Source organism: Nitriliruptor alkaliphilus DSM 45188 (genome assembly GCF_000969705.1).
Taxonomy (GTDB): domain Bacteria; phylum Actinomycetota; class Nitriliruptoria; order Nitriliruptorales; family Nitriliruptoraceae; genus Nitriliruptor; species Nitriliruptor alkaliphilus.
This window is the reverse complement of the sequence record NZ_KQ033901.1, coordinates 41619-62811: the sequence shown is the minus strand read 5'-3', so window position 1 is coordinate 62811 and position 21193 is coordinate 41619. Positions and strand designations below refer to the sequence as shown.

Annotated in this window: 19 protein-coding genes; 14 read left to right on the top strand and 5 right to left on the bottom strand. The window is 73.0% G+C overall.

Going from position 1 to position 21193, the window contains the following annotated elements:
* Positions 1-10 precede the first annotated feature (10 nt).
* Both ccrA and NITAL_RS00250 read left to right on the top strand, forming a co-directional pair.
* A complete protein-coding gene (gene ccrA / locus NITAL_RS00255; protein ID WP_052664112.1) occupies positions 11-1345 on the top strand; it encodes a crotonyl-CoA carboxylase/reductase in 1335 nt (444 codons plus the stop codon).
* A gap of 212 nt (positions 1346-1557) precedes the next feature.
* A complete protein-coding gene (locus NITAL_RS00250) occupies positions 1558-2214 on the top strand; it encodes a hypothetical protein (RefSeq protein ID WP_157041529.1) in 657 nt (218 codons plus the stop codon).
* A 3-nt stretch (positions 2215-2217) separates the two neighbouring features.
* Here NITAL_RS00250 and NITAL_RS00245 read toward each other — a convergent pair whose 3' ends face one another.
* Complete coding sequence (locus NITAL_RS00245; RefSeq protein ID WP_052664110.1) at positions 2218-3159, bottom strand: hypothetical protein; 942 nt, start codon at positions 3157-3159, stop codon at positions 2218-2220.
* 129 nt (positions 3160-3288) lie between these two features.
* On the opposite strand from NITAL_RS00245, the gene NITAL_RS00240 reads away from it, so the two are divergent.
* The 3 genes from NITAL_RS00240 to NITAL_RS00230 are packed head-to-tail and all read left to right on the top strand — an operon-like array spanning position 3289 to position 6310.
* Entirely contained in the window at positions 3289-4128 is an 840-nt protein-coding gene (locus NITAL_RS00240) for a competence/damage-inducible protein A (protein WP_052664109.1), read from the top strand.
* Entirely contained in the window at positions 4125-5036 is a 912-nt protein-coding gene (gene mca / locus NITAL_RS00235; protein ID WP_211262111.1) for a mycothiol conjugate amidase Mca, read from the top strand. Before NITAL_RS00240 ends, mca begins: the two co-directional genes overlap by 4 nt.
* Positions 5033-6310: an MFS transporter gene (locus NITAL_RS00230; RefSeq protein ID WP_052664108.1), complete on the top strand. Its 1278-nt coding sequence runs from the start codon at positions 5033-5035 to the stop codon at positions 6308-6310. Before mca ends, NITAL_RS00230 begins: the two co-directional genes overlap by 4 nt.
* Here the strand turns inward: NITAL_RS00230 and NITAL_RS00225 are convergent.
* Entirely contained in the window at positions 6283-7314 is a 1032-nt protein-coding gene (locus tag NITAL_RS00225) for a M14 family metallopeptidase (protein ID WP_052664107.1), read from the bottom strand. The genes NITAL_RS00230 and NITAL_RS00225 overlap by 28 nt on opposite strands.
* A gap of 168 nt (positions 7315-7482) precedes the next feature.
* Between NITAL_RS00225 and NITAL_RS27710 the strand changes: the two genes are divergently transcribed.
* From NITAL_RS27710 to NITAL_RS00200, 5 genes are all read left to right on the top strand, one after another.
* Positions 7483-8772 carry a hypothetical protein gene (locus NITAL_RS27710; RefSeq protein ID WP_052664106.1) on the top strand — a complete coding sequence of 430 codons (1290 nt, stop codon included), beginning with the start codon at positions 7483-7485 and terminating at the stop codon, positions 8770-8772.
* 39 nt (positions 8773-8811) lie between these two features.
* The gene (locus NITAL_RS00215) at positions 8812-9162 is read left to right on the top strand and encodes a cupredoxin domain-containing protein (RefSeq protein ID WP_052664105.1); all 351 of its coding nucleotides are present in this window, start codon (positions 8812-8814) and stop codon (positions 9160-9162) included.
* A gap of 133 nt (positions 9163-9295) precedes the next feature.
* On the top strand, positions 9296-9667 hold the full coding sequence (locus tag NITAL_RS00210) for a hypothetical protein (protein ID WP_052664104.1): 372 nt from the start codon (positions 9296-9298) through the stop codon (positions 9665-9667).
* A 166-nt stretch (positions 9668-9833) separates the two neighbouring features.
* The gene (locus NITAL_RS00205; protein WP_052664103.1) at positions 9834-11783 is read left to right on the top strand and encodes an ATP-binding protein; all 1950 of its coding nucleotides are present in this window, start codon (positions 9834-9836) and stop codon (positions 11781-11783) included.
* A gap of 60 nt (positions 11784-11843) precedes the next feature.
* Complete coding sequence (locus NITAL_RS00200; protein ID WP_052664102.1) at positions 11844-12710, top strand: oxygen-binding di-iron domain-containing protein; 867 nt, start codon at positions 11844-11846, stop codon at positions 12708-12710.
* A gap of 72 nt (positions 12711-12782) precedes the next feature.
* On the opposite strand, the gene NITAL_RS00195 is transcribed toward NITAL_RS00200, so the two are convergent.
* Positions 12783-14264: a glutamate-cysteine ligase family protein gene (locus tag NITAL_RS00195; RefSeq protein ID WP_052664101.1), complete on the bottom strand. Its 1482-nt coding sequence runs from the start codon at positions 14262-14264 to the stop codon at positions 12783-12785.
* Between the two features lie 203 nt (positions 14265-14467).
* On the opposite strand from NITAL_RS00195, the gene pdxH reads away from it, so the two are divergent.
* Together pdxH and NITAL_RS00185 are read left to right on the top strand one after the other, a co-directional pair.
* Positions 14468-15118: a pyridoxamine 5'-phosphate oxidase gene (gene pdxH, locus NITAL_RS00190; RefSeq protein ID WP_052664100.1), complete on the top strand. Its 651-nt coding sequence runs from the start codon at positions 14468-14470 to the stop codon at positions 15116-15118.
* 107 nt (positions 15119-15225) lie between these two features.
* Positions 15226-15672 carry an acyl-CoA thioesterase gene (locus NITAL_RS00185; protein WP_052664099.1) on the top strand — a complete coding sequence of 149 codons (447 nt, stop codon included), beginning with the start codon at positions 15226-15228 and terminating at the stop codon, positions 15670-15672.
* 18 nt (positions 15673-15690) lie between these two features.
* On the opposite strand, the gene NITAL_RS00180 is transcribed toward NITAL_RS00185, so the two are convergent.
* The gene (locus NITAL_RS00180; RefSeq protein WP_052669169.1) at positions 15691-17928 is read right to left on the bottom strand and encodes a RecQ family ATP-dependent DNA helicase; all 2238 of its coding nucleotides are present in this window, start codon (positions 17926-17928) and stop codon (positions 15691-15693) included.
* Positions 17929-18039: 111 nt separating this feature from the next.
* On the opposite strand from NITAL_RS00180, the gene NITAL_RS00175 reads away from it, so the two are divergent.
* Complete coding sequence (locus tag NITAL_RS00175; RefSeq protein WP_052664098.1) at positions 18040-18903, top strand: SDR family oxidoreductase; 864 nt, start codon at positions 18040-18042, stop codon at positions 18901-18903.
* Between the two features lie 50 nt (positions 18904-18953).
* Here NITAL_RS00175 and NITAL_RS27705 read toward each other — a convergent pair whose 3' ends face one another.
* Entirely contained in the window at positions 18954-19547 is a 594-nt protein-coding gene (locus NITAL_RS27705) for a hypothetical protein (protein WP_052664097.1), read from the bottom strand.
* Between the two features lie 226 nt (positions 19548-19773).
* Between NITAL_RS27705 and NITAL_RS00165 the strand changes: the two genes are divergently transcribed.
* Entirely contained in the window at positions 19774-21084 is a 1311-nt protein-coding gene (locus NITAL_RS00165) for an S-layer homology domain-containing protein (RefSeq protein ID WP_052664096.1), read from the top strand.
* Positions 21085-21193: the final 109 nt, after the last annotated feature.

The window sequence follows — 21193 nt, the reverse complement described above, 5'->3', positions numbered from 1 at the left end:
TCACGTGTCCATGGATGCGATCTGGGACGCCATCAGCACCGGTGCCGCGGGCGAGCAACTCGCCGGCCTCGCCCTGCCGGATTCGATGCGCGCCGCCGTGGTCCGCAAGGAGGACACGGGGCTGTTCGAGGGCCTGCCCTCCGAGGAGAAGGACCCCCGCAAGAGCCTGCGCATCGACGAGGTCCCGATCCCGCCGCTCGGGCCGAACGAGGTGCTGATCGCGCCGATGGCGTCGGCCCTGAACTACAACACCGTGTGGACGTCGATCTTCGAGCCGCTGCCGACCTTCGGCTTCCTCGAGCGCATGGGGAAGACCTCGGACCTCGGCGCCCGGCACGACCTGCCGTACCACATCGTCGGCTCGGACGCCGCCGCCGTGGTGCTGCGCACGGGCCCCGGTGTCACCCAATGGAAGGTCGGTGACCGGGTCACCGTGCACTGCAACTACGTCGACCTCGAGGGCCCCGAGGGCCACGAGGACTCGATGCTCGACGCGTCGCAGAAGATCTGGGGCTTCGAGACCAACTTCGGGTCGCTGGCCGACCTGTCGATGGTCAAGGCCAACCAGCTGATGCCCATGCCCACCCACCTGTCGTGGGAGGAAGCGGCGTCGCTCGGCCTGGTCATGGCCACCAGCTACCGCATGCTCGTCGGCGAGAACGCCGCCCGGATGAAGCAGGGCGACGTGGTGCTCATCTGGGGCGCCACCGGCGGCATCGGTGGGTTCGCGACCCAGTTCGTCCTCAACGGCGGCGGGATCCCGGTCTGCGTGGTGTCTTCGCCAGAGAAGGCCGAGGTGCTGCGTGGCATCGGCGTCGAGGCCGTCATCGACCGCAAGGCCGAGGGCTACCGGTTCGAGAAGGAGGACGGCACGCCGGACATGAAGGAGATCCGGCGGTTCGGCTCGAAGATCCGTGAGCTCGTCGGGCGCGACCCCGACATCGTCTTCGAGCACCCCGGTCGGACCACCTTCAACGCCTCGGTCGTGGTCTGCAAGCGCGGCGGCACGATCGTCACGTGCGCCTCGACCTCGGGCTACATGCACCAGTACGACAACCGGCACCTGTGGATGCGGCTCAAGCGCATCATCGGGTCGCACTTCGCCAACTACAACGAGGCGTGGGAGGCCAACCGGTTGGTCGACCAGGGGATGATCCACCCGATCCTGTCCAAGACCTACGGGCTCGAGGACGCCGCGCAGGGTGCCTACGAGATGCACCACAACCTGCACGCCGGGAAGCTCGGGATCCTCGTCGGGGCCCAGGAGGAGGGCCTCGGGATCCTCGACGCGGCCAAGCGCGAGCGCCACGCCGACGCCATCAGCGCCTTCCGCGCGTTCGACTGAGACGGCCGGCCGAGCGGCCGGGTCGCCTGGACCAGGCCGCCTGGGCCGGATTGTCCGGACCCGAAGGTCGGTGACGGGCGGCCGAACCGACGGTCGACGCCGGGCGCGGCGCGGTGTAGCGTCGGTGGTGATCGATCGGCGGGGGGTCGAACGTGGGGCAGACGTGGCAGCGGTCGCCGCGGCAGGGGACGGACGTCGGGCAGGCACCGCTGGTGCCGCGCCAGCCGCGTGGCGCGGCAGGCGTGGTGATCGTGGCGTCCGCCACCGTCGTGGTGTCGGCCAGCGTGATCGCTGCCGGCATCGGGTCGGGCTCGCTCTGGGTCTTCGAGCTGCTGGCGGCCACGGGTCTGTTGGTCGGGCTGGGTGCGGCGTTCGGGGCCTTCGACCGCGGGCCGCTGCGCAACGCCCGTCGCCTCCGATCGGCTCGCGGTGAGCTGCAGGTCGACGCGGGGCTGTCTGCGTCCGTCGAAGCGCAGCTGCGGTCGCTCGATGCGGTGGAGCACCGGCGCCTCGACCTCGGTGCGCCCTGGCCCACCGTGGTGGTGGGGCCGACGGGTGTGACCGTCGTGGACGTGGCCGGCCGGGTCAGCGGCGACACCGTCGCCCGGTCGCGTGAGGTGCTCGGCGAGGTGCGCCGCCTCACGCGGGCCCACGCCGCGGGGGGCCGACCCATCGCCGTCCGCGCGTTGCTGGTCGTACCCGACCACGAGGTGGCGCCCACCGTCGCGCAGGACGTGACGGCGGTCGCGGTCGCCGACCTGGCGGGAGCCGTGGCCCGTGGCCCGATCGTGCCGATGGCCACGGTGACCGCGCTGTTCGCCCAGCTGAGCGGTCAGCTGGCCCCCGACCTCCGGTCGCACGCGGTCTAGGTGCTAGGTCAAGCACGCTCCCGCCCGCGCGAGCGGGAGGGGACCGAGGCACGTCGGCCACCAGTGGACGGCGAGCAGCAGCGGGACGAGCACCGCCGTCGTGCGGTGGTGCTCGGCGACGATGGCCAGGACGAGGACGACGCCGGCCGCGAGCGATCCGGTGGTCAGGCCGAGGAGCAGGTCCCCGCGGAACAGCCCGCCGGCCGCCAGGACGTGCGCGATGAGCACCAGCACCACGGGAGTCAGGACCGCCGGCCGGGTCACGACGGCACCGGGGGGGACCATCCGGTCGGCGATCAGGACGACGGCGCCGAGGGCGAGCACGTCGAGCAGCAGGGGCAGGAAGCGGAACTCGCCGCCACGGAGGCTGCGCAGACCCCCGAACAGGACGGCGGCTCCGGCGGCGGCGACCCCGAAGGTCCGCAGCAGCTCGGTGCTCGATCGTTCGTCGTCGCGGAAGGCGTCGCGTCCACGCACGACGAGGAAACCGATGAGCAACAGCGTGCCGACGGTGAGGACGGCGATCGCCACGACCTCGAGCACCAGCCCGAGGACGTCCACGCCGCCCGTGCCGACGACTGGGGAGCCGAGCGCGCGGGCCGGCCGACCGAGGACACCGGGGCCGAGCGCCCCGGTGACGATCAGGCCGCGCAGCACGCCGAGCACGACCACCGGAGCGGCGAGCAGGAGGGCCGGACCCCAGGGCACCGGACGACCCGCCGCGAGTCCGAAGGCTCCCGGGACGTCGTCGCGGTAGCGGGCCAGCAGGTAGGGGGTGAGGCCGGACAGCACGAACAGGCTCACCAGTTGGATGAGCTCGGCGCCGAGACCTCGTCGCGGGACGCCCGGCGCGGAGAGCAGGAGGGCGAGCAGCACACCGCCGAACACGGTCGCGGCGCCGGCGAGGATGACGTCGCTGCGGGCCTCGTCGGGCGAGAGGTACATCGTCGGCTCCGGTGGGCAACGTCGGGACCCGGCCGCACCTCACGGAGGGCTACGAGCGCGGACGGACGCTACCAGGGCCGCCGGTACGCTCCTCGACGGCTCCGTCCCGTCCATCCGAGGAGCGAGTCCGTGCTCGAGGCATCGATGGTCGTGGTCGGGGACGAGATCCTCGGCGGCTACGTGGCCGACACGAACTCGCCCTGGCTCGCCGGACGGTTGCGTGCCCACGGGGTGCCGCTGTCACGGGTCCACGTGGTGCTCGACGAGCTGCCGGCCATCGACGAGGCCCTGCAGGCCGAGCTGGAACGCTCCCGCCCACGCCTCATCGTGACCTCGGGTGGTATCGGGTCGACGCCGGACGATCTGACCTACGAGGCCGTCGCCGCGTCGCTCGGCCGCGACCTGGTGGAGGATCCGATCATCTCCTCGCGGATCAACCGGGCGCTCGAGTGGACGGCCGACAAGGGCGTCGAGGTCACCGACGCGTTCGCCTGGCACCTCAAGCGGATGGCGCGGATCCCGGAGGGCAGCCGGCTGCTGGCCGCGGACGCCGGGTGGGCGCCGGGGGTGGCCGTCGACGTCGACGGTGGGTGCGACGCGGCAGGTGCCACCGTGGTGATCCTGCCCGGCATCCCGCGGGAGTTCCGGGCGCTCGTGAAGGGCGTGGTCGAACCGCAGCTGCTCGCCGGGCGACGCGAGGCCCCGGCGGTCGCCGAGATCGAGCACAGCCTGCCGGAGTCGGCGCTCAACCTGACCTTCGAGGCGCTCATCGAGCGCTTCCCGGACGTCAAGCTCGGCTCCTACCCCGGCGCGCCCATGCTCGTGCGCCTGTCAGGGGACCCCGAGCAGGTCGCGGCCGCCGAACGACTCGTCCGGGACGAACTCGCGGCCTTCGTGGCGACCCCGGGGGGTGCCCGCCTGGCCGCCGCCTGGACCGCCCGTTTCGTCGATCCCGAGGAGGACGCGTGACCCGCCGCCTGCTGACCGTCCACGCCCACCCGGACGACGAGTCGTCGAAGGGTGCGGCGACCACCGCCCGGTACGCCGACGAGGGGGTGCGGGTGACGCTGGCGACGTGCACCGGCGGCGAGGCCGGCGAGGTCCTCAACCCCTCGTGCGACCCGGTCGCCCCCGAACGCATGACCGAGGTCCGGCGGCTCGAACTCGAAGCCGCCGCCGCGATCATCGGGTTCTCCGACGTTCACCAGCTCGGCTACATCGACTCGGGGTGGACCGAGGACCTCGCCACGGTGCCGCTCGGCACCTTCTGGCACGTCCCGGTCGAGGAGTCGGGTGCACGCCTGGCCCGCATCGTCCGGGCCGAGCGACCGCACGTGGTGCTGACCTACCCCGAGGACGGCGGCTACCCGCACCCCGACCACATCCGGACCCACGACGTCACGATCGCCGCGTTGGCGCTGGCCGAGGACCCGGCCGCCGACCTCGGGGAGGACGCGGGCGCCCCGTGGCGGGTCGCCAAGGTCTACGCCTCGTCGGCGTTCCCGTCCGAGCGGCTCGCCGGCCTGCACGAGGCGATCGTGGCCGCCGGGCTCGAGAGCCCGTTCGAGCGGTGGCTGGCCGACCGCCCCGAGCGGTTCCAGGACGAACTGCCGCCGGACGCCCGGATCCGGTGCGAGCGGTGGTTCGCCCGGCGGGACGCGGCGCTGACCGCCCACGTGACCCAGATCGACCCGGACGGGTTCTGGTTCAAGGTCCCACGGGACCTCGAGGCCGAGGTCTACCCGTACGAGGCGTTCACGCGCCTGCGCTCCGACGTGCCGACGGACGGGATCGAGGACGACCTGTTCGCCGGCCTCGACGTCGCGACGCTCGACGCGGCTGGCGGTCGGGTGGCCGAGCACGACGCGACCGGGTGAGCACGCCGGGCGCCGCTCGGCCGGCCCCCGAGCTGCCATCGTCGCCGTGGCGCGTCCTGTGCAGCCGCGACTTCGGGGGCTACTTCCTCGGCTCGTCGCTGTCGAACGTCGGGACCTGGTTCCAGAACATCGCGGCCGGGCTGCTGGTCTACGACCTGACCCGCTCGTCGCTCGCCGTCGGAGCGGTGACGGGTGCGCAGTTCCTCGGCGCGCTGGTCCTCGCGCCGTGGGCCGGCGCAGCGGCGGACCGGTTCGATCGTCGTCGGCTGCTCATGGCCACCCAGGCCGTGGCGGCCACCGTCGCCGCGGTCCTGGCCGCGCTGACCGGTCTCGGCGCCGCGACCGCACCCGTGGTCATCGGCGCCTCCGCGGTGCTGGGCCTCTCGACCGCGTTCGCCGTCCCTGCCCTGATGTCGCTGGTGCCCTCGCTGGTCGCGCCCCGCGACCTCGAGGTCGCCGTGTCGCTCAACTCGGTGACGTTCAACCTGGCCCGCGCGGTCGGGCCGGTCCTCGGCGCCCTCGCGGTGGAGCAGGCCGGGTACGCGGTCGCGTTCGCCATCAACGCGGGCTCGTTCGTGGCGTTCGCCGCCGCCTTGCTGGTGATCCGCACGCGTCGGCCCCCCGGCTCGACGGCCGGCGGTCCCGGGCCACGTCCCCGGCTGCGGGAGTCGGTTCGGCTCGTGGCGGCGCACCCGACCTGGGCCGCACTGCTGCTCGCCGTCGGTGCGTTGTCGCTGTCGACCGACCCGATCACCACCGTCGTGCCCGAGTACGCCCTGGACGTCCTCGGCGGCAGCGAGCGGGACGCCGGCCTCCTGGTGGGCGCCTTCGGGGCCGGAGCGACGGCGACCGCCGTCCTGCTCGGGCGACGGCTGCGAGGGTGGCGCCGGGTGCTGCCGACGGCGATGGTCGTGCAGGGGGTCGGGATGCTGGGGTTCGCTGTCGCGCGTGACCTGCCGACGGCGATGGGTTGCCTCCTGGTGTCCGGCGCGGGCTACCTCGCTGGGGTGACGGGAGCGACCGCCCGCGTGCAGCGGGAGGTCCCGGACGCGCAGCTCGGGCGGGTGATGGCGCTGTGGAGCCTGCTCTTCGTCGGGACGCGACCGTTCGGGGCAGCCCTCGACGGGCTGCTCGCCGATGGCTTCGGCCCACGCTGGGCCGCGGCGGCGCTCGCGCTCCCGGTGCTTCTCGGCGCCCTGTTCCTCGGGAAGCGACTCGTCGGGCCGCCACCGGGACGGGTGGGGAGTCAGCCGGTCGACCTCGACGCGAGGTAGCAGAGGCAGTCCTTGCGAGCGGCCTCGACGGTCCGCACCACCATCACCGGGGTCGCGGGCTCCTGCGTCACGACCGCACCGTCGGGCTGGACCGCGACGATCCGGTCGGTGACGTCGGTGCCGTCAGCGGCGGTGACGACCAGCGGCTGTGGGGCACCGACGCGGACGTGACCGATCACGTGCCCGGCGGGGACCTCCCGCAGGTTCGCTCCGTCGCCGTCGGGGACCAGGGCCAGGTCGACCTCGCCGTCCGGGACCCCGCCGAACCGGAAGCGCACGTCCGGGCGGATCCTGACCCGACGCATCGCACCGAGCAGGTCGTGCTCGGGTGCCGGGAAGGCGCCGGGTCGCGGTCCGAGGAAACGACGCAGACCGTCGATCGCGAACGCGGTCGATGCCTGGCGTCCCGGGAGCCCGCACTCGACCGCCGCAGCGGGTGCGTGGTCGGCGACGGCCTCGAGCAGGGTGCCCGCGCCGAACTCCCACCGCAGCAACGTCGTGCTGAACCGGGTCGCGAGCTCGAGGGACGCGTCGTCATCCCGTGTGACCAGGGCGTGGAACGGGTTGGCGCCGGTGGTGTTGTGCAGATCGATCAGACCCGCCAGCGGCGTGGCGACCAGCTCAGCGAGCACCGCGTCCGCCGCCCGCCGCTGAGGTGAGGAAGCTGAGGGTGACGACCCGTTCCACACCCGGTTGCCGTCCTCCTGCCCGTCGAGGTAGCGGTGCGCGAACCCGCTGCCGTGCAGCGCAGCCTCGACGTTGCCGAGCACGACGTGGAGGTCGAAGGGGAACCGGGGTCGTCGGCGCAGCACCTGCAGGACCGCCTCCAGGCCGGTGGACTCGTCACCGTGCAGCAGGGTCGCGACGGCCCGTGCCGGCTGTTCACCGGTCCCAGGCACCCGCAGCCACGTGGTCGTCCCGAGCTCGCGCAGCACCTCGCGGACCGGACGGTCGAGCAGGCCGTCCGGCACCCCGTCGGGGAAGCGGCGCAGGGGAGCGGACACGGGGCCTCGGTCCTCGGGGATGGGTGGGGATCCGGTGGGGATCGCTGGCGGGCGGGTGAGGGTAGGCCCCCGGAGGACCCAACCCTGGTGGCGAGGGCGGCGAACGACCACCTGACGGTGCTCCAGCCGCCACCGCCCACATCCCCACACGAAGAGGTACAGCGAGAGATGCGAACCTTCCTGCGCCGCACGCGGCCCGCCGCCGTCGTGCTCTCGGCCGCCCTGGTGCTGGCCGCGTGCACGACCACCGACGATGACACCGCCGACGGCACCGCGCCCGCCGAAGCGCCCGCCGAGGGCGACGAGGACACCGACACCGACGACGGCATGGACGGCATGGACCACAGCGAGGACGGTGAGGCCGCCGACGGCGACCTGACCGCCGAGCAGATCCGCACCGACCTCAGCCACATCCTCCAGGAGCACGTCGTCTTCGCGGCGCTCGCCACGGACGCCGCGATCGCCGGGAACGAGGAGGGCTTCGGCCAGGCCGCGACGGCGCTGACCGAGGGCAACTCGGTCCGTCTCGCCGACTACGTCGGCTCGGTCTACGGCGACGAGACGCGTGACGTCTTCCTCGAGCTGTGGAACAGCCACATCGACATGTTCGTCCGCTACACCCAGGCCGCCGCCGGCGGCGACCAGGCAGCGGCGGATGCCGCCGTCGAGGAGCTCGTCGAGTACAGCGAGACCCTCGCCGCCGTCTTCGACGACGTCACCGACGGTGCGCTCCCCGCCGAGGGCTCGCAGCCCGGGATCCTCGAGCACGTGACCTCCCTCAAGGAGGCGGTGGACCTCCAGATCGCTGGCGACGCCGATGCGGCCTTCACCCAGCTGCGTGAGGCAGCGGCGCACATGGACATGCTGGCCGTGGCGCTGGCTGGCGCCATCGCCGAGCAGCACGGCATCGCGGGTGACGCCTCGTCCGACCTCGCCGCGGCCCGCTCGAAGCTGAACTCGCTGCTGGCCGAGCACGTCTGGCTCGCCGGTGCGGCGACCGGGAACGCCCTCGCGGGCAACGACGCCGCGTTCGGCGCTGCCGCCGCCGCCCTGACCGAGGGCAACTCGGCCGATCTCGCCGCGCTCGTCGGCCAGTTCTACGGCGAGGACACCGAGGCGGTCTTCCTCGACCTGTGGAACAGCCACATCGGGATGTTCGTCGACTACACCACCGGTGTCGCCACGGGCGACCAGGACGCGCAGGTTCAGGCGGTCGCCGAGCTCACCGAGTACGTCGCGACCCTGGCCAGCGTCTTCGAGAGCGTCACCGAGGGCGAACTGCCCGCGAGCGCCTCGGCCCCGCTGATCGAGGAGCACGTGCTGTCGACCAAGGCGGTCGTGGACGCGCAGGCTGCCGGCGACGACTGGTACGCCGCGGCCCTCGAGGCCGGCCAGCACATGGAGATGATCGCGAACCCGCTGTTCGAGGCCATCGCCCGCCAGCAGGGTGCTGCCTGACCTCGCGACCCGTGCTCCACGCACCTGGAGGAGACCGTGATGCGCCGCGGACCGATCCGCACCACCACCAGGATGCTCGCCGCCGCTGTGGCCGCCCTCGGGCTGGCTTCGTGCACGGACGCGGACGGGGCTGAGGCCACCGTGGTGGCCTCGTTCTTCACCCTCGAGCCCGAGGCGCTCAGCATCGACACGGGGACGACGGTGACCTTCGTCAACGAGGACTCGGTACGCCACACCTTCACCTCGGGTGCGGGTGAGGCCGACGGCACCTTCGACCTCGAGACCGTCGCCGAGGGTGACGCCGCCGAGTTCACCTTCGACGAGGCCGGCACCTACCCGTACTTCTGCGAGGTCCACGCCTCGATGACGGGCACCATCACCGTCGAGTGACGGCCGCGAGCACGTGCGCGGGGCGGCACCTCGGTGCCGCCCCGTCGCGCGCCTGCGGTGGCCACATCCGGACGGCCGTGACCTGCGTCGTCACGACGCGTTGCAGTGGACGACACCGACCAGGGATCGTCCGATGGCCGACCACCACCACCTCGCCGAGCGCATCGCCGACGTGCCCTGGCTGGCCAGCTCCCGGCGGGCGCACACCAACTGGCCGGTCCGCCTGGGCCTCCTCGCGACGGGGTGTGCGGTGCTCGCCGCCTCCCTCGAGGTCACCACGACCGTGGCTGCGACCGTCGGGTCGGTCCTGCTCGGGACCTTGCTCGCCGCGACGGGGCTGACGATGGGGGCGGCGTACGGTCGCATCGTCGCGGGGCTCGTCACGGCGCTCGACGTCGGCTACCGGGCCCACTGGCTGGCGGCACGCCTGGCGCACCACGAGGGGGACCCTGCTGCGTTCGCCGCCGAGCTGGAGCAGCTCGCGGAGCGCCAGCCGGTCCACTGAAGGGTCGACGGTCACGACCAGGAGCGGCGTCGGGTCCCTCCGCCGTGCACCCCGCCCGCCGCGAGCGCACGCGTGCCTCGACACGGCGGTCGTAGGTGACATCATCGGGCACGGATGCGGTCGGTGCGGCTCTCCCCCCGCTCGCGAGGGCCTGGAAGGCGGTCAGGTGACGACGATCGGCGATGACGCCGTCGTGCAGGTGGCGCTGGCCGAACGAGCGCTGCAGGCCGGCGAGGTCGAGGCCGCGAGGACGCACCTGTCGACCGCCATCCGGGAGTTCACGGCAGCCGGCGACCGCCGGCAGGCTGCGGTGACCTGTGCGCGGCTGGGCGATCTGTACGCGCTCACGATCGGCAACCTGACCGCGGCGCGCTCGTGGTTCACGAGGGCGATCCAGCTGCTCGAGGCTGAGCCAGCGTGCGTCGAGCAGGGCTGGGTGGCTGTCGCGGCGTTGGGTTGCGACGTCGACGATCCGACCGTGCTGCTGGCCCGGGCGGAGCTCGCGCTGGATCGTGCGAGGCGGTTCGGGGACGTCAACCTGGAGATGTTGGCTCTGGCGAACGCCGGGCTGGCGCACGTCCAAGCGGGACGGCTGGTCGAGGGCAGGGAACAGCTCGACGAGGCCATGGCGCTGGCGAGCGGGCCCGCTGACGACGTGGAGGCGGCCGGGAAGTCGGTCTGTTCGTTCCTGACCGCCTGCTACTACACCGCGGACTTCGACCGAGCGGGCTCCTGGGCTGACATCCTGCGCGCCCGCGGCCTGATCGGCACGACCGCAGGGGTGCCGGTGTTCCTCGGCAACCACTGCGACAGCGTCCACGCGACGGCGCTGAGCGAGTTGGGCCGGTGGGTGGAGGCCGAGGCCGTGCTCGTCCGCGCGATCGACGCCTTCGAGGCGTGCATGAGCGTGCCGAGCTGGCACCCCGCCATAGCGCTCGCCGAGCTGCGCATGCGCCAGGGACGGCTCGCGGATGCCGAGACGCTGCTGCTCGGGAAGGACGGACACCTCCAAGCGCTGTTGCCGGCCGCCCGCCTCCACCAGGTCCGCGGTGATCACGATCTCGCCCGAGCCACGGCGACGCGGGGCCTTCGGGCCATCGGGGGTGACCGGCTGCGGGCCGCCGAGCTGCTGGCGGTGCTGGTGGACGCCGAGCTCGACGCCGGGGACGTCGATGCGGCGGCGCGCGCCTGCGACGAACTGGACGCGCGTGCCGATCAGCTCGACGTCCCTGGTCTGCAGGCCAGGATCGCGGCAGCGCGGGCGCGTGTGCTCGCTGCCGGGAACGATGTCTCCTCCGCCATCGGTACCGTCGAGGACGCGCTCGACCGGCTCCCGCCCACCGGGATGCCCGTGCTCCGCGCCACCCTGCTCCTCGACCTCGTCCACCTCCACGATCGGGCGGGCAACCGGGCAGCCGCCACGGTGGAGGCCCGCAGCGCGGTCGCGACGCTGTCCGGCCTGGACGTGGTGCTGCCGGGCGCGGCCGTCGCCCTGCTCGAACGGGTCGGGGTCCCGCCGCCCGGTGTTCGCCCCGCTGCGCTCACGGCCACCCTGCGTCGCGACGAGCGCGGCTGGGTCGCCGAGTGCGCCACGACGCGGTCGCGGCTGCGGGACACCAAGGGTCTGCGCTACCTCGCCGAGCTGTTGCGCCACCCGGGGGTCGAACGGCACACGCTCGATCTCGTGGACCGGGTGGAGGGGATGGCAGCCGACGGCTCGGCGGTCGAGCGACGTCGCCTGGGCGATGCTGGCGATCTGCTCGACGCCGAAGCTCGCAGCGCCTACCGCCACCGGATCGAAGCGCTGCGCGGCCAGATCGATGACGCCCTCGCCACCGGCGCCGACGAGCCGGCTCTGGTCCTCCAGGGCGAACTCGATGAGCTGGTCGGTCAGTTGGCCCAGGCGTTCGGGATCGGCGGCCGTGCTCGCCGGGCGTCCTCGGCGGCCGAACGGGCCCGCGTCAACGTCACTCGGGCGCTTCGGTCCGCCACGGCGGCGTTGGGCGAGGCGCTCCCGGAGGCGGGCACCGTCCTCGACCGTCGGCTCCGCACCGGCCTGTACTGCGCCTACGAACCTGGGGACGGCGACGAGGTGAGGTGGGTCGTTCGGTTCTGAGTGAACGACGCCGGCCGGAAGTGAACGCCCCCTGGGGTGGAAGGTCCACGACCAGGAGGCGTGCGCGATGAGTCCGACCCGTACGACCGCGACGGGAGCCCGATGATGGACGCTCCCTACGAAGCCGCCCCGGGCATCCACGTGCTGCCCTCTCAGGTACCGCTGCCGGGGGTTGGGGTCCTGCCCGTCAACGCCTACGTCCTGCTGTCCGACGAGCCGGTCCTGATCGATGGCGGCATGGGCGCCGACAGCGACGAGTTCGTCGACGGGCTCGCGTCCATCATCGACCCGACGGCGCTGCGGTGGGTGTGGTTGACCCACGACGACGCCGACCACACCGGCAGCATCCAGCGGGTGTTCGAACTGGCGCCCCAGGCACGCCTCGTCACCCACGCGTTCAGCGCGCTGCGGATGACGTCGTGGTGGCCCGTGCCGCTGGACCGTGTCCACGCCATCAGGGTGGGGGACCGGCTCCCGGTCGGCGACCGCACGCTGCGGGCTGTGGCCCCCCCGTTGTACGACAACCCGACGTCGATCGGGTTGCTGGACGAGGCGACCGGCGCGCTGTTCTCGGTGGACTCGTTCGGCGCGCTGCTCCCGCAGGCGACCCAGGACGCCGCCGACGTTCCGGGGGAGGCCTTGGCCGGCGGGATGCAGGCCTGGGCCGCAGCGGATTCGCCGTGGGCGCACCTGCTCGACCGCGAACGGTTCGGGCAGGTGCTCGACGGGGTACGCCGTCTGCAGCCGAGCCAGATCCTCTCGTCGCACCTTCCCGCAGCCAGCGGGACCTCGCTCGGTCGGTTCCTCGAGGTCCTGGCATCCGTTCCCGACGCCGAACCGGCCGTCCCACCGAACGATGAGCAGTTCGCCCAGATGGTGGCAGCCATGACCGAGCAGCCCCCGCAACCATCGCTGGCCGCGACCTAGAGCTCGAGGTCGCGGGCGAGACCGGGACGCGGCTGCCCTTCCCTCCCGGCCCTGCTCCAGCCGCAGCCCACCTCAGGTGCGGGGGACCTCCCAGGTGTGCACCGGTTCGTTGCTGTGCATGCCCTCGAGGTACAGGCGCGTCATCTCGGTCAGCGCTTCGCGACGTTCGAGCCCCCGGTCACGGAACGCTCGGAACGTGCGGACCTGCCAGCCGGCGCCGGTCTGCCGCTTGAGGCAGCGCTGCTCGATCACCCCGAGGTAGTGGTCGCGGTCTCGCCGGTCGACCAGCCAGGCGTCGAGCCCGCTGTGGGCGAGCGGCAGGAGCGTGCGCAGCACCAGCTCGGAGGCCGGCACGTTGCCCGTCGAAGGCCAGAACAGCTCGGCCTCGATCCCGTCGCAGGCCGCGGTGAAGAAGTTGTCCCGCGCGGCCGTGAACGACAACTGTCGTTCGATCGGCTCGTCCGATCCGGCGAGCTCACGCACCAGTCCGTAGTACAGCGCGGCGTTCGCGACGGTGTCGACGACGGTCGGGCCGGCCGGCAGGACCCGGTTCTCGACCCGGAGGTGGGGCTTGCCCCGGGCGACGTCGTAGATGGGTCGGTTCCAGCGGTAGACGGTCCCGTTGTGGAGCTGGAGCTCGGGGAGGTGCGGGACCCCGCCGCCGTCGAGCACGGCCACCGGGTCCTCGTCCTCGATCAACGGCAGCAGCGCGTTGAAGTAGCGCACGTTCTCGTCGAACAGGTCCATGACGTCGTCGATCCACCGCTCACCGAACCAGACCCGCGGGCGCACGCCTTGGGCGGTCAGCTCCTCGGTGCGGGTGTCGATGGTCTGCTGGAACAGCGCGATGCGGGTCTCTCGCCACAGCTCCTTGCCGAACAGGAACGGGGAGTTCGCGCCGACGGCGACCTGCGCGGCGCTGATCGCCTGCGCGGCGTTCCAGGTGCGACCGAACCCCTCCGGGCTGACCTGCAGGTGGAGCTGCACCGAGGTGGCGGCCGCCTCCATCATGATCGACGAGGTCGACAGCTCGAGCCGTTCGGTCCCCTCGATCTCGACCAGCAGGTCCTCGCCGCGGGCCTCGAGGATCTGCTCGTTGAGCAGGTGGTAGCGCGGGTTGGCCGACAGGTTCTGGATCGTGGTGTGCAGCCCCGACAGCGTCGGCAGGATCCCGATCGTCGCCACCTGGGCGTCCAGTTCGCGGGCCTGGGTCTGCGCGTAGCGTTGCGAGGTCTCCAGTTCCTCCTCGATCTCGCGGAACACCGTCCCCGACAGCTTGTGCGGTGCGACGTTGAACTCGATGTTGAACTGGGCGAGCTCGGTCTGGAAGTCGGGGTTCTCGAGCTTCCTCAGCAGCTGGTCGTTGATCATGGCCGGCTCGCCGTCGTTGTCGACGACGTGGAACTCGACCTCGATGCCGATGAGCTTGCGGCCCCGCTCGAACGCGCCCGATTCGAGCATGCGGCGCAGCACCTCGATGTCGAGCTTCACCTTCTCGCGGTACCGCTGGCGGTCCTCGCGGGTGAAGCGGACCTCGTCGATGTCGCGGCCCATGGGTCGCTCCCGGTGCCCCCACGTCGCGCGACGCGGGTCGCTGCGCTGGAGCCTACGCCGCGGACGGCGCTCAGGGCCGTCGGTCGCACGGCCGAGCCGCGGCCGGACCCCTACCCCCGGTGCCGCCTCCCGCTTCGACGCACCTCCACCGGCGAGGATGGTGTCCGACAGGCGGCCGGCCGACGCGTGGAAGGGAGGTCGCGATGCCCGAGCAACCACTGCCACAACCACGACGTGAGTACACCGCTGGGGAGCTGCACGCGCACGAGGTCGACCCGGATGACCCGCTCGCCGAGGTCCGCCGGTGGGTCGGGGACGCGGTCGACGCCGGGATCACCGAGCCCACGGCGGCGACGCTGGCCACCGTGGATGCCGCCGGCGTGCCCGACGCGCGGGTGGTGCTGCTGCGGGGGATCGACGACCGTGGGGTCCGCTGGTTCTCGAGCCGGACGTCGGAGAAGGGCCGGCAGCTCGCGGATCGGCCCGTGGCCGCCGTCGTGATGTTCTGGCCGCAGCTCGAGCGCCAGATCCGGTTGCGCGGTCGCGTGGAGCACCTCCCGGACGCGGAGTCCGACGCGTACTTCGCGTCGCGGCCCCGCCCGTCGCAGGTCGCGGCGTGGGCGTCCGACCAGTCGGCCGTCGTGGCCAGCCGCGCGTCGTTGGACGCCGCTGCGGACGCGGCGGACCGACGGTTCGCGGACGTGGCCGAGGTCCCGCGGCCGCCCTACTGGGGCGGCGAGCTCCTCCGGCCGGACACCGTCGAACTGTGGCAGGGCCGTCGAGCACGGCTGCACGACCGCCTGCGGTGGACGCGGCTCGTCGACGGGTGGCGGCTCGAGCGGCTCCAGCCCTGAACATCGGCCGCGGACCCACCGCGGACTAGGGTCGACGGTCACCGACGCCAGGGCTCGGAGCGCGGTTCGCACCGCACCGGCCGGCTCGACCGGACGAGGCCACCACCGTGCGTGACCGACAGACGCCCACGCCGACGCGGGACGATTTCCCCGTCCTGCGCCCCCAGGCGACGCGGTGGGCCGACGACGACCGGTACGGCCACGTCAACAACGTCGTGCACTACAGCTGGTTCGACACGGCCGTGAACGGGGAGCTGATCGAACGCCTCGGACACGACACCCGGGAGCTGCCCGCCATCGGCCTGGTGGTGGAGACCGGCTGTCGGTACCTGGCGCCCCTCGGGTTCCCCGACCTGCTCGAGGTCGGCCTCGCGGTCGAGCGCATCGGGGGATCGTCGATCACCTACGAGCTGGCCGTCTTCCGCGTCGGGGACGCCCGACCGGCCTCGATCGGTCACTTCGTGCACGTCTACGTCGATCGGGACGAGCAGACCCGCACCGTCCCGGTGCCGGACGCGGTGCGGGCGGCCGTCGAACACCTGGTCCGCGCGTAGGCCAGCTGCGTCGATCGCCTAGCCGTGCGTGGTCACGAGGGCGAGGGGCAGGACCGGACCGCTGCCGGCCTCGGCCAGCAGGGTCGCCGCCACCGTGGCGGTCCAACCGCTGGAGCGGACCGCGTCGATCAGCAGGACCGGGCCGTCGGGCAGCGCCACGGTCGGGTCGATCGCCACGGTGTCGAGCGCGTTGGCTGCCTGGTGCGCGGAGTTGCCCATGGACCGCTGGGGTGGCGTCCCCGGCCGGCGGACGAGCGCGGGCACGATCGGGAGCTTGCCCACGTCGCCGAGGCGCCGTGCGAGCAGGGTCACCAGGTCCGCGTGGGTCGCCGACGGGATCGGGACGATCGCTGCCGGTCGCGTCCGCCACCCCCACCGGGCCAGCACGGTGACCAGACCGGCGACCACGTCGTCGAGTGCGTCCCCGAGGTCGGGGTCGAGCGGGGCGCTGCCGTCCGCCACGCCGACCAGCTGCCCGGCTGCCGAGGCCCGCAGCAGCGGACGCACGACGTCGCCCCAACCGGACCGGTCACCGTCGGCCAACGCACGCCCCTCGGCTGCCTGGACGTCGCGGGCCAGGTTGCCCCGCCGGTCGTGGCCGAGCGCCTTCAACCCCGTCGGCCAGCGGCGCCGTGGGATCAGGACGACGTCGCGGCCCCGCAGGTGCTGGCGGGCGAGCTCGACGAGCTCGTCGTCGACCGGCACGTCGAGCTGCTGTCCCCGGCAGCGGTCGCAGCGACCGCAGTCCGTGCCCGTCGGGTCGTCGAGCGCCGTGACCAGCTGGCGCATCCGGCACCCCGACGTGTCGGCGGACAGGTAGGAACGCATGACGGCGTGCTCGGCCCGCCGTCCCGCCAGGAGCCGGTCGTACCGGACGTGGTCGTGGACGTAGGCACGACCCGTGGCGAGGTAGCCGCCGTCGACCCGTTCGACGTACCCGTCCACGTCGAGCACCTTCAGCAGCAGCTCGAGTCGAGTCCGCCGCAGGTTCACCGCCGGCTCGAGCGCCGGGACCGACCGCGGGGTGTCCTCGTCCAGCGCCGCGAGGACGGCCTCGACCTCCTCGGGGGTCGGCACCCCCGCGACGTCGAAGTGGGCCCACAGGCGCTCGTCGAGCCCGGTGGGCAGGCACACGATCGGCGCGTCGTGCCCCCCACGACCGGCACGTCCGACCGCCTGGTAGTAGGCCACCGGCGAGGACGGTGCGCCGAGGTGCACGACGAAGCCCAGGTCCGGCTTGTCGTAGCCCATCGACAGTGCCGTGGTGGCGACCACGACGTCCAGGTCGTTGGCACGCAGCCGGTCCTCGACGTCGGCCCGGGTCTCGGTGTCCAGCGCCGAGGTGTAGGAGGTGGCCGCCAGACCACGGTCGGCGAGCCAGCGGGCGGTCGTCTCGGCCTCGGCGACGGTCAAGGTGTAGACGATCCCGGCTCGCCCGAGCGGGGCCTGCTGGCGGACGAACGCCGCGAGCCACGCCAGCCGGTCCTCGTGCCGGTCCCGGTGCACCACCTCGAGGTGCAGGGTGTCGCGTGCCAGCGGCCCCCGGAGGACCTCGACCCGGGGAGGCGTGCCGGGCAGCTCACCCACGGGTGAACCGTCGGCCCCGGTCGCGAGCTGGACGGCGACGTCCTCGACGACCCGATCGGTCGCCGTCGCGGTGCAGGCGAGGACGGGGACGGCTTCGTCACGGGACGCGTCGAGCAGCGCAAGCACGTCCCGGATGCGCCGGTAGTCGGGCCGGAAGTCGTGGCCGTGGTCGGAGATGCAGTGCGCCTCGTCGACGACGAGCATGCCGATCCGCGCGAGCAGCCGGTCGAGGATCTCGCGGCGGAAGCGGGGGTGGTTGAGGCGCTCGGGCGACACCAGCAGCAGATCGACCTCACCGTCGACGACCCGCTGTTCGATCGCGGTCCAGTCGTCGACGTTGGTCGAGTTCACCGTCTCGGCCGTCAACCCCATTCGCCGTGCCGCAGCCAGCTGGTCGCGCATCAGCGCCAGCAACGGCGAGACCAGCAGCGTCGGTCCGGCACCACGGTCGCGCAGGAGCCTGGTGGCGATGAAGTACACCGCGGACTTGCCCCAGCCGGTGCGTTGGACGACCAGGACCCGCCGTCGGTCCTCGACCAGCGCCTCGATGGCGGTCGCCTGGTCGTCGCGCAGGACCGCGTCCGGACCGGCCAGCCGGGTCAGCTGTGCCTGCGCCGCCTCACCGGTCCGGAGGTGGGCGGTGGAGGCGGTGGGTGCGGCGTCGGACACGTGCGGCTCCTGGTCGGCTGCGATGGTGCCCGACGAGCCGGACACGGGCGCGCCGGGAACAGTGTGCCTGTGGAAGACGTTCGCTCCGGACGACCACATCGGAGACCACCCGTGACCGACCCGCCGCTCGTGCTGACCGGTGCCTCAGGCGCCCTCGGAGGTCGCGTGGCTCGCCAGCTCGCCGACCGGGAGGTCCCGATGCGTCTGGTGGTCCGAGACCTGGCACGGGCCCCGCAGCTGCCCGGCGCCGAGGTGGTGCGCACCGACCTCGGCGACGAGGAGGCGATGCGCGCGGCCTTCGACGGGGCCCGGACCGTCCTGCTCGTGTCGGCAGAGGAGTCGCCGGACCGTCAGCAGCTGCACGAGGTCCCGGTCCGTGCCGCCGCGGCCGCGGGGATCGAGCGGGTGGTCTACACCTCGTTCCTCGGCGCCGCTCCCGCGGCCTCGTTCCCGTACGCGCGGGACCACGCCCACACCGAGGTCGCGATCCGCGAGGCGGGCATGGCCCTGACCGCCCTGCGCAACAGCCTCTACGCCGACATCGTGCCCCACCTGGTCGGGGACGACGGGGTGGTCCGTGGACCGGCGGGCGACGGCCGGTGCGCGTGGGTGGCCCGCGAGGACATCGCGCGGCTGGCGGTGGCCACCCTGCTCGACGACGTGCACGCGCACCGCATCTACGACGTGACCGGCCCCGAACCGCTCGACCTGCACGAGACCGTCCGGCTGCTCGGACGGGTGACCGGGCGTGGCGACCTGCGGTACGTGCCCGAGACGATCACCGAGGCGCGCGCGTCCCGGGCCGGGGCTGCGGACTGGATGGTCGAGGGGTGGATCGGCTCCTACCTCGCGATCGACACGGGTGAGCTCGGGGTCACCAGCCACACGATCGAGGCCGTGACCGGACGGCGCCCGTTGACGTTCGGTGCGTTCCTGGACGCCGAGCCGGACGCGTGGCGTCACCTGACTCGCTGACGCGGACGGCTCCTGGCTGCCGGGACGCCCGTGGCCGTCGAAGGTCGGGGTCAGCTGTCGAGCGGCGCCGGGTCCTGGAGGCACCCGTCGAGCTCGAGCGCCTCGGCTTCGGCCTCGATCCGGGCACCGATCCCGTCGTACTCGACGAGGGCGCTGACGACCGCGTCGACGTCACCCTCCTCGGACGCGATGTGCAACGTGCGCATCGTCGTGCTGCCCTCGCCGGTGGCCTCGGCGAGCGCTGCGAACGTCGGGTCCTGCTCGGCGACCGCGGTCACCGCCTCGTGGAGCGCCACGGAGAGCTGCCGCCAGGTCCGGGCGACGTCGACGAACCCCTCGTCGTCGGGGCCCAGCGGATCGCCCCCGAAGGTGGCGAGCAGGTCGGTGCACGCCGCCTCGATCTCGGTGGTCTCCACGGCCGCGACCTCGGGCTCCTCGGGCTCCTCGATCTCCTCGGGTTCCTCGAGCCCCTCGGTCTCGTCGGACCCGTCCGACGCGGTCTCCTTGACGACGTCGTCGGAGGAGCGTTGGGCCTGGCCGGCGGCGACCTGCTCGGCGATGGACGGCGGCACCTCGACGTCGGCACCGCATCCCACCGTGAGCGCTGCGGCCACCACGAGCGCGCTGGTCCGTCGTCGTTCCACGTCTGGCCCCGTTCGTTCCCGACCCGCCCCCGTGGCGGCGCCGCGGAGGGTAGTCGCCGTCGCCGTGGTGGCACGAGCTCATCCCTGGGTGCGGGTTCGCACCGTTCGCCCGTGGCCCCGGCGGCGAGCGCACACCTCGGGTGTCCCGGTTGGGTGGCCCGACCGACCTGCCGATGGTGGTGGGAGAGGCCGTGCCCCGCGGTCCGCATGCCCAACGGAGGGCCCCGTGCCACGCACCGCTGTGACCGGCCTGTTGGTCGCTGCCCTCACGCTGGGTCTGGTGACGACGGCCGCGCCGGCGCCCGCCACGGCAGCACCGTCGCCCCGCGACATCGGTCGCGCCTGCCCCGCGCTCGATCTGAGCGTCTCGCCGTTCGGTGACGTCGCCGGGACGCACGTGCCCGGCGTGGCCTGCGTCGCCCGATGGGGGGTTACCCAGGGCGTGACGGCCACCAGGTTCGCACCGCACACCGCGGTCACCCGCGAGCAGGTCGGCTCGTTCCTCGCCCGATCGCTGGACACCGCGGGTGGCCGCCTTCGGCCGACGGTCGAGCGCGCCTTCGCCGACACGCGCGGCAGCGTCCACCGGGATGCCGTCGACCGGCTCGCTGACGCCGGCATCGTCACGGGTGTGGGTGGCCGGTTCTTCGACCCGCGCCGCCCCGTCCGGCGCGACCAGATGGCCACGATGCTGGTGCGCGCCTACGAGCACCTCCTGCGCGACGAGTTGCCCGCCGGCCCGAACCCGTTCCGCGACACCGGCGGCAACACCCACGAGCGCAACATCATCAAGGCCGTTCGTGCCGGCTTCACCGTCGGAGCCGAGCCCGGCCGCTACGACCCGGCGGGCACCGTGTCCCGCCAGCAGATGGCGACGTTCGTGTCCCGCATGCTCGCGGCGGCGGTCGAGGACCTCGGCGTCCGCGCGCCGGACGACGGCAGGCCCGGTCCGTACTTCGTCGACACGTTCGGGCGGGACGCCAACTTCCTGCTCACCAACGGGACCCTGAGCTACTCCTCGACCGGCGGGCGCACCGACTCACCGATCTTCCGCCTGACTTCCCGTCGCCGGGACTTCCAGGACGTTCGGATCACCCTCGACTTCCAGCACCTCGGTTTCGTCACCGGGCCAACGACCCCGGCACGGGACTGGGACGGGGTCAACGTCTGGATCCGGCACCGGTCCCAGTTCAGCCTGTACTACGCGACGTTCAACCGCCGGGACGGACGCATCACGCTGAAGAAGAAGGAGCCGAGGCCGCACGACCCGGCCAACAACTACGGCCGGTACCACACCCTGGCGGTGGGCGAGCTGTCGTTCCGCCAGGGCAGCGATCAGCGGATGTCGGTCGAGGCCGAGAACGTCGGCCGCGGTCGGGTCGAACTGCGGGTGCGGAACGCCGCAGGCAAGGTCGTGCTGTCGGCCCTCGACGACGGCAGCGTCGGTGGGCCCGCGCTGACGACACCGGGTGCGACCGGGGTCCGTGGCGACAACTCCCGGTTGCTGCTCCAGCGCCTCGAGGTCTCACCGCTGTAGCGGCCACCGCCGTGCGCTGACCGGTCGGCCGCACCCGTCCCGGCCCCGCGGGCCGTCGAAGGGCCGGGGGTCGACGGCCGCAGCGGCCGTACGGTGCGGACCCCCGACC

Coding starts and splice junctions, on each gene's coding strand:
- NITAL_RS00210 (WP_052664104.1), top strand. CDS start 9,296: ATGGCCGACCACCACCACCTCGCCGAGCGCATCGCCGACGTGCCCTGG.
- ccrA (WP_052664112.1), top strand. CDS start 11: ATGGATGCGATCTGGGACGCCATCAGCACCGGTGCCGCGGGCGAGCAA.
- NITAL_RS00245 (WP_052664110.1), bottom strand. CDS start 3,159: ATGTACCTCTCGCCCGACGAGGCCCGCAGCGACGTCATCCTCGCCGGC.
- NITAL_RS00215 (WP_052664105.1), top strand. CDS start 8,812: ATGCGCCGCGGACCGATCCGCACCACCACCAGGATGCTCGCCGCCGCT.
- NITAL_RS00195 (WP_052664101.1), bottom strand. CDS start 14,264: ATGGGCCGCGACATCGACGAGGTCCGCTTCACCCGCGAGGACCGCCAG.
- NITAL_RS27710 (WP_052664106.1), top strand. CDS start 7,483: ATGCGAACCTTCCTGCGCCGCACGCGGCCCGCCGCCGTCGTGCTCTCG.
- pdxH (WP_052664100.1), top strand. CDS start 14,468: ATGCCCGAGCAACCACTGCCACAACCACGACGTGAGTACACCGCTGGG.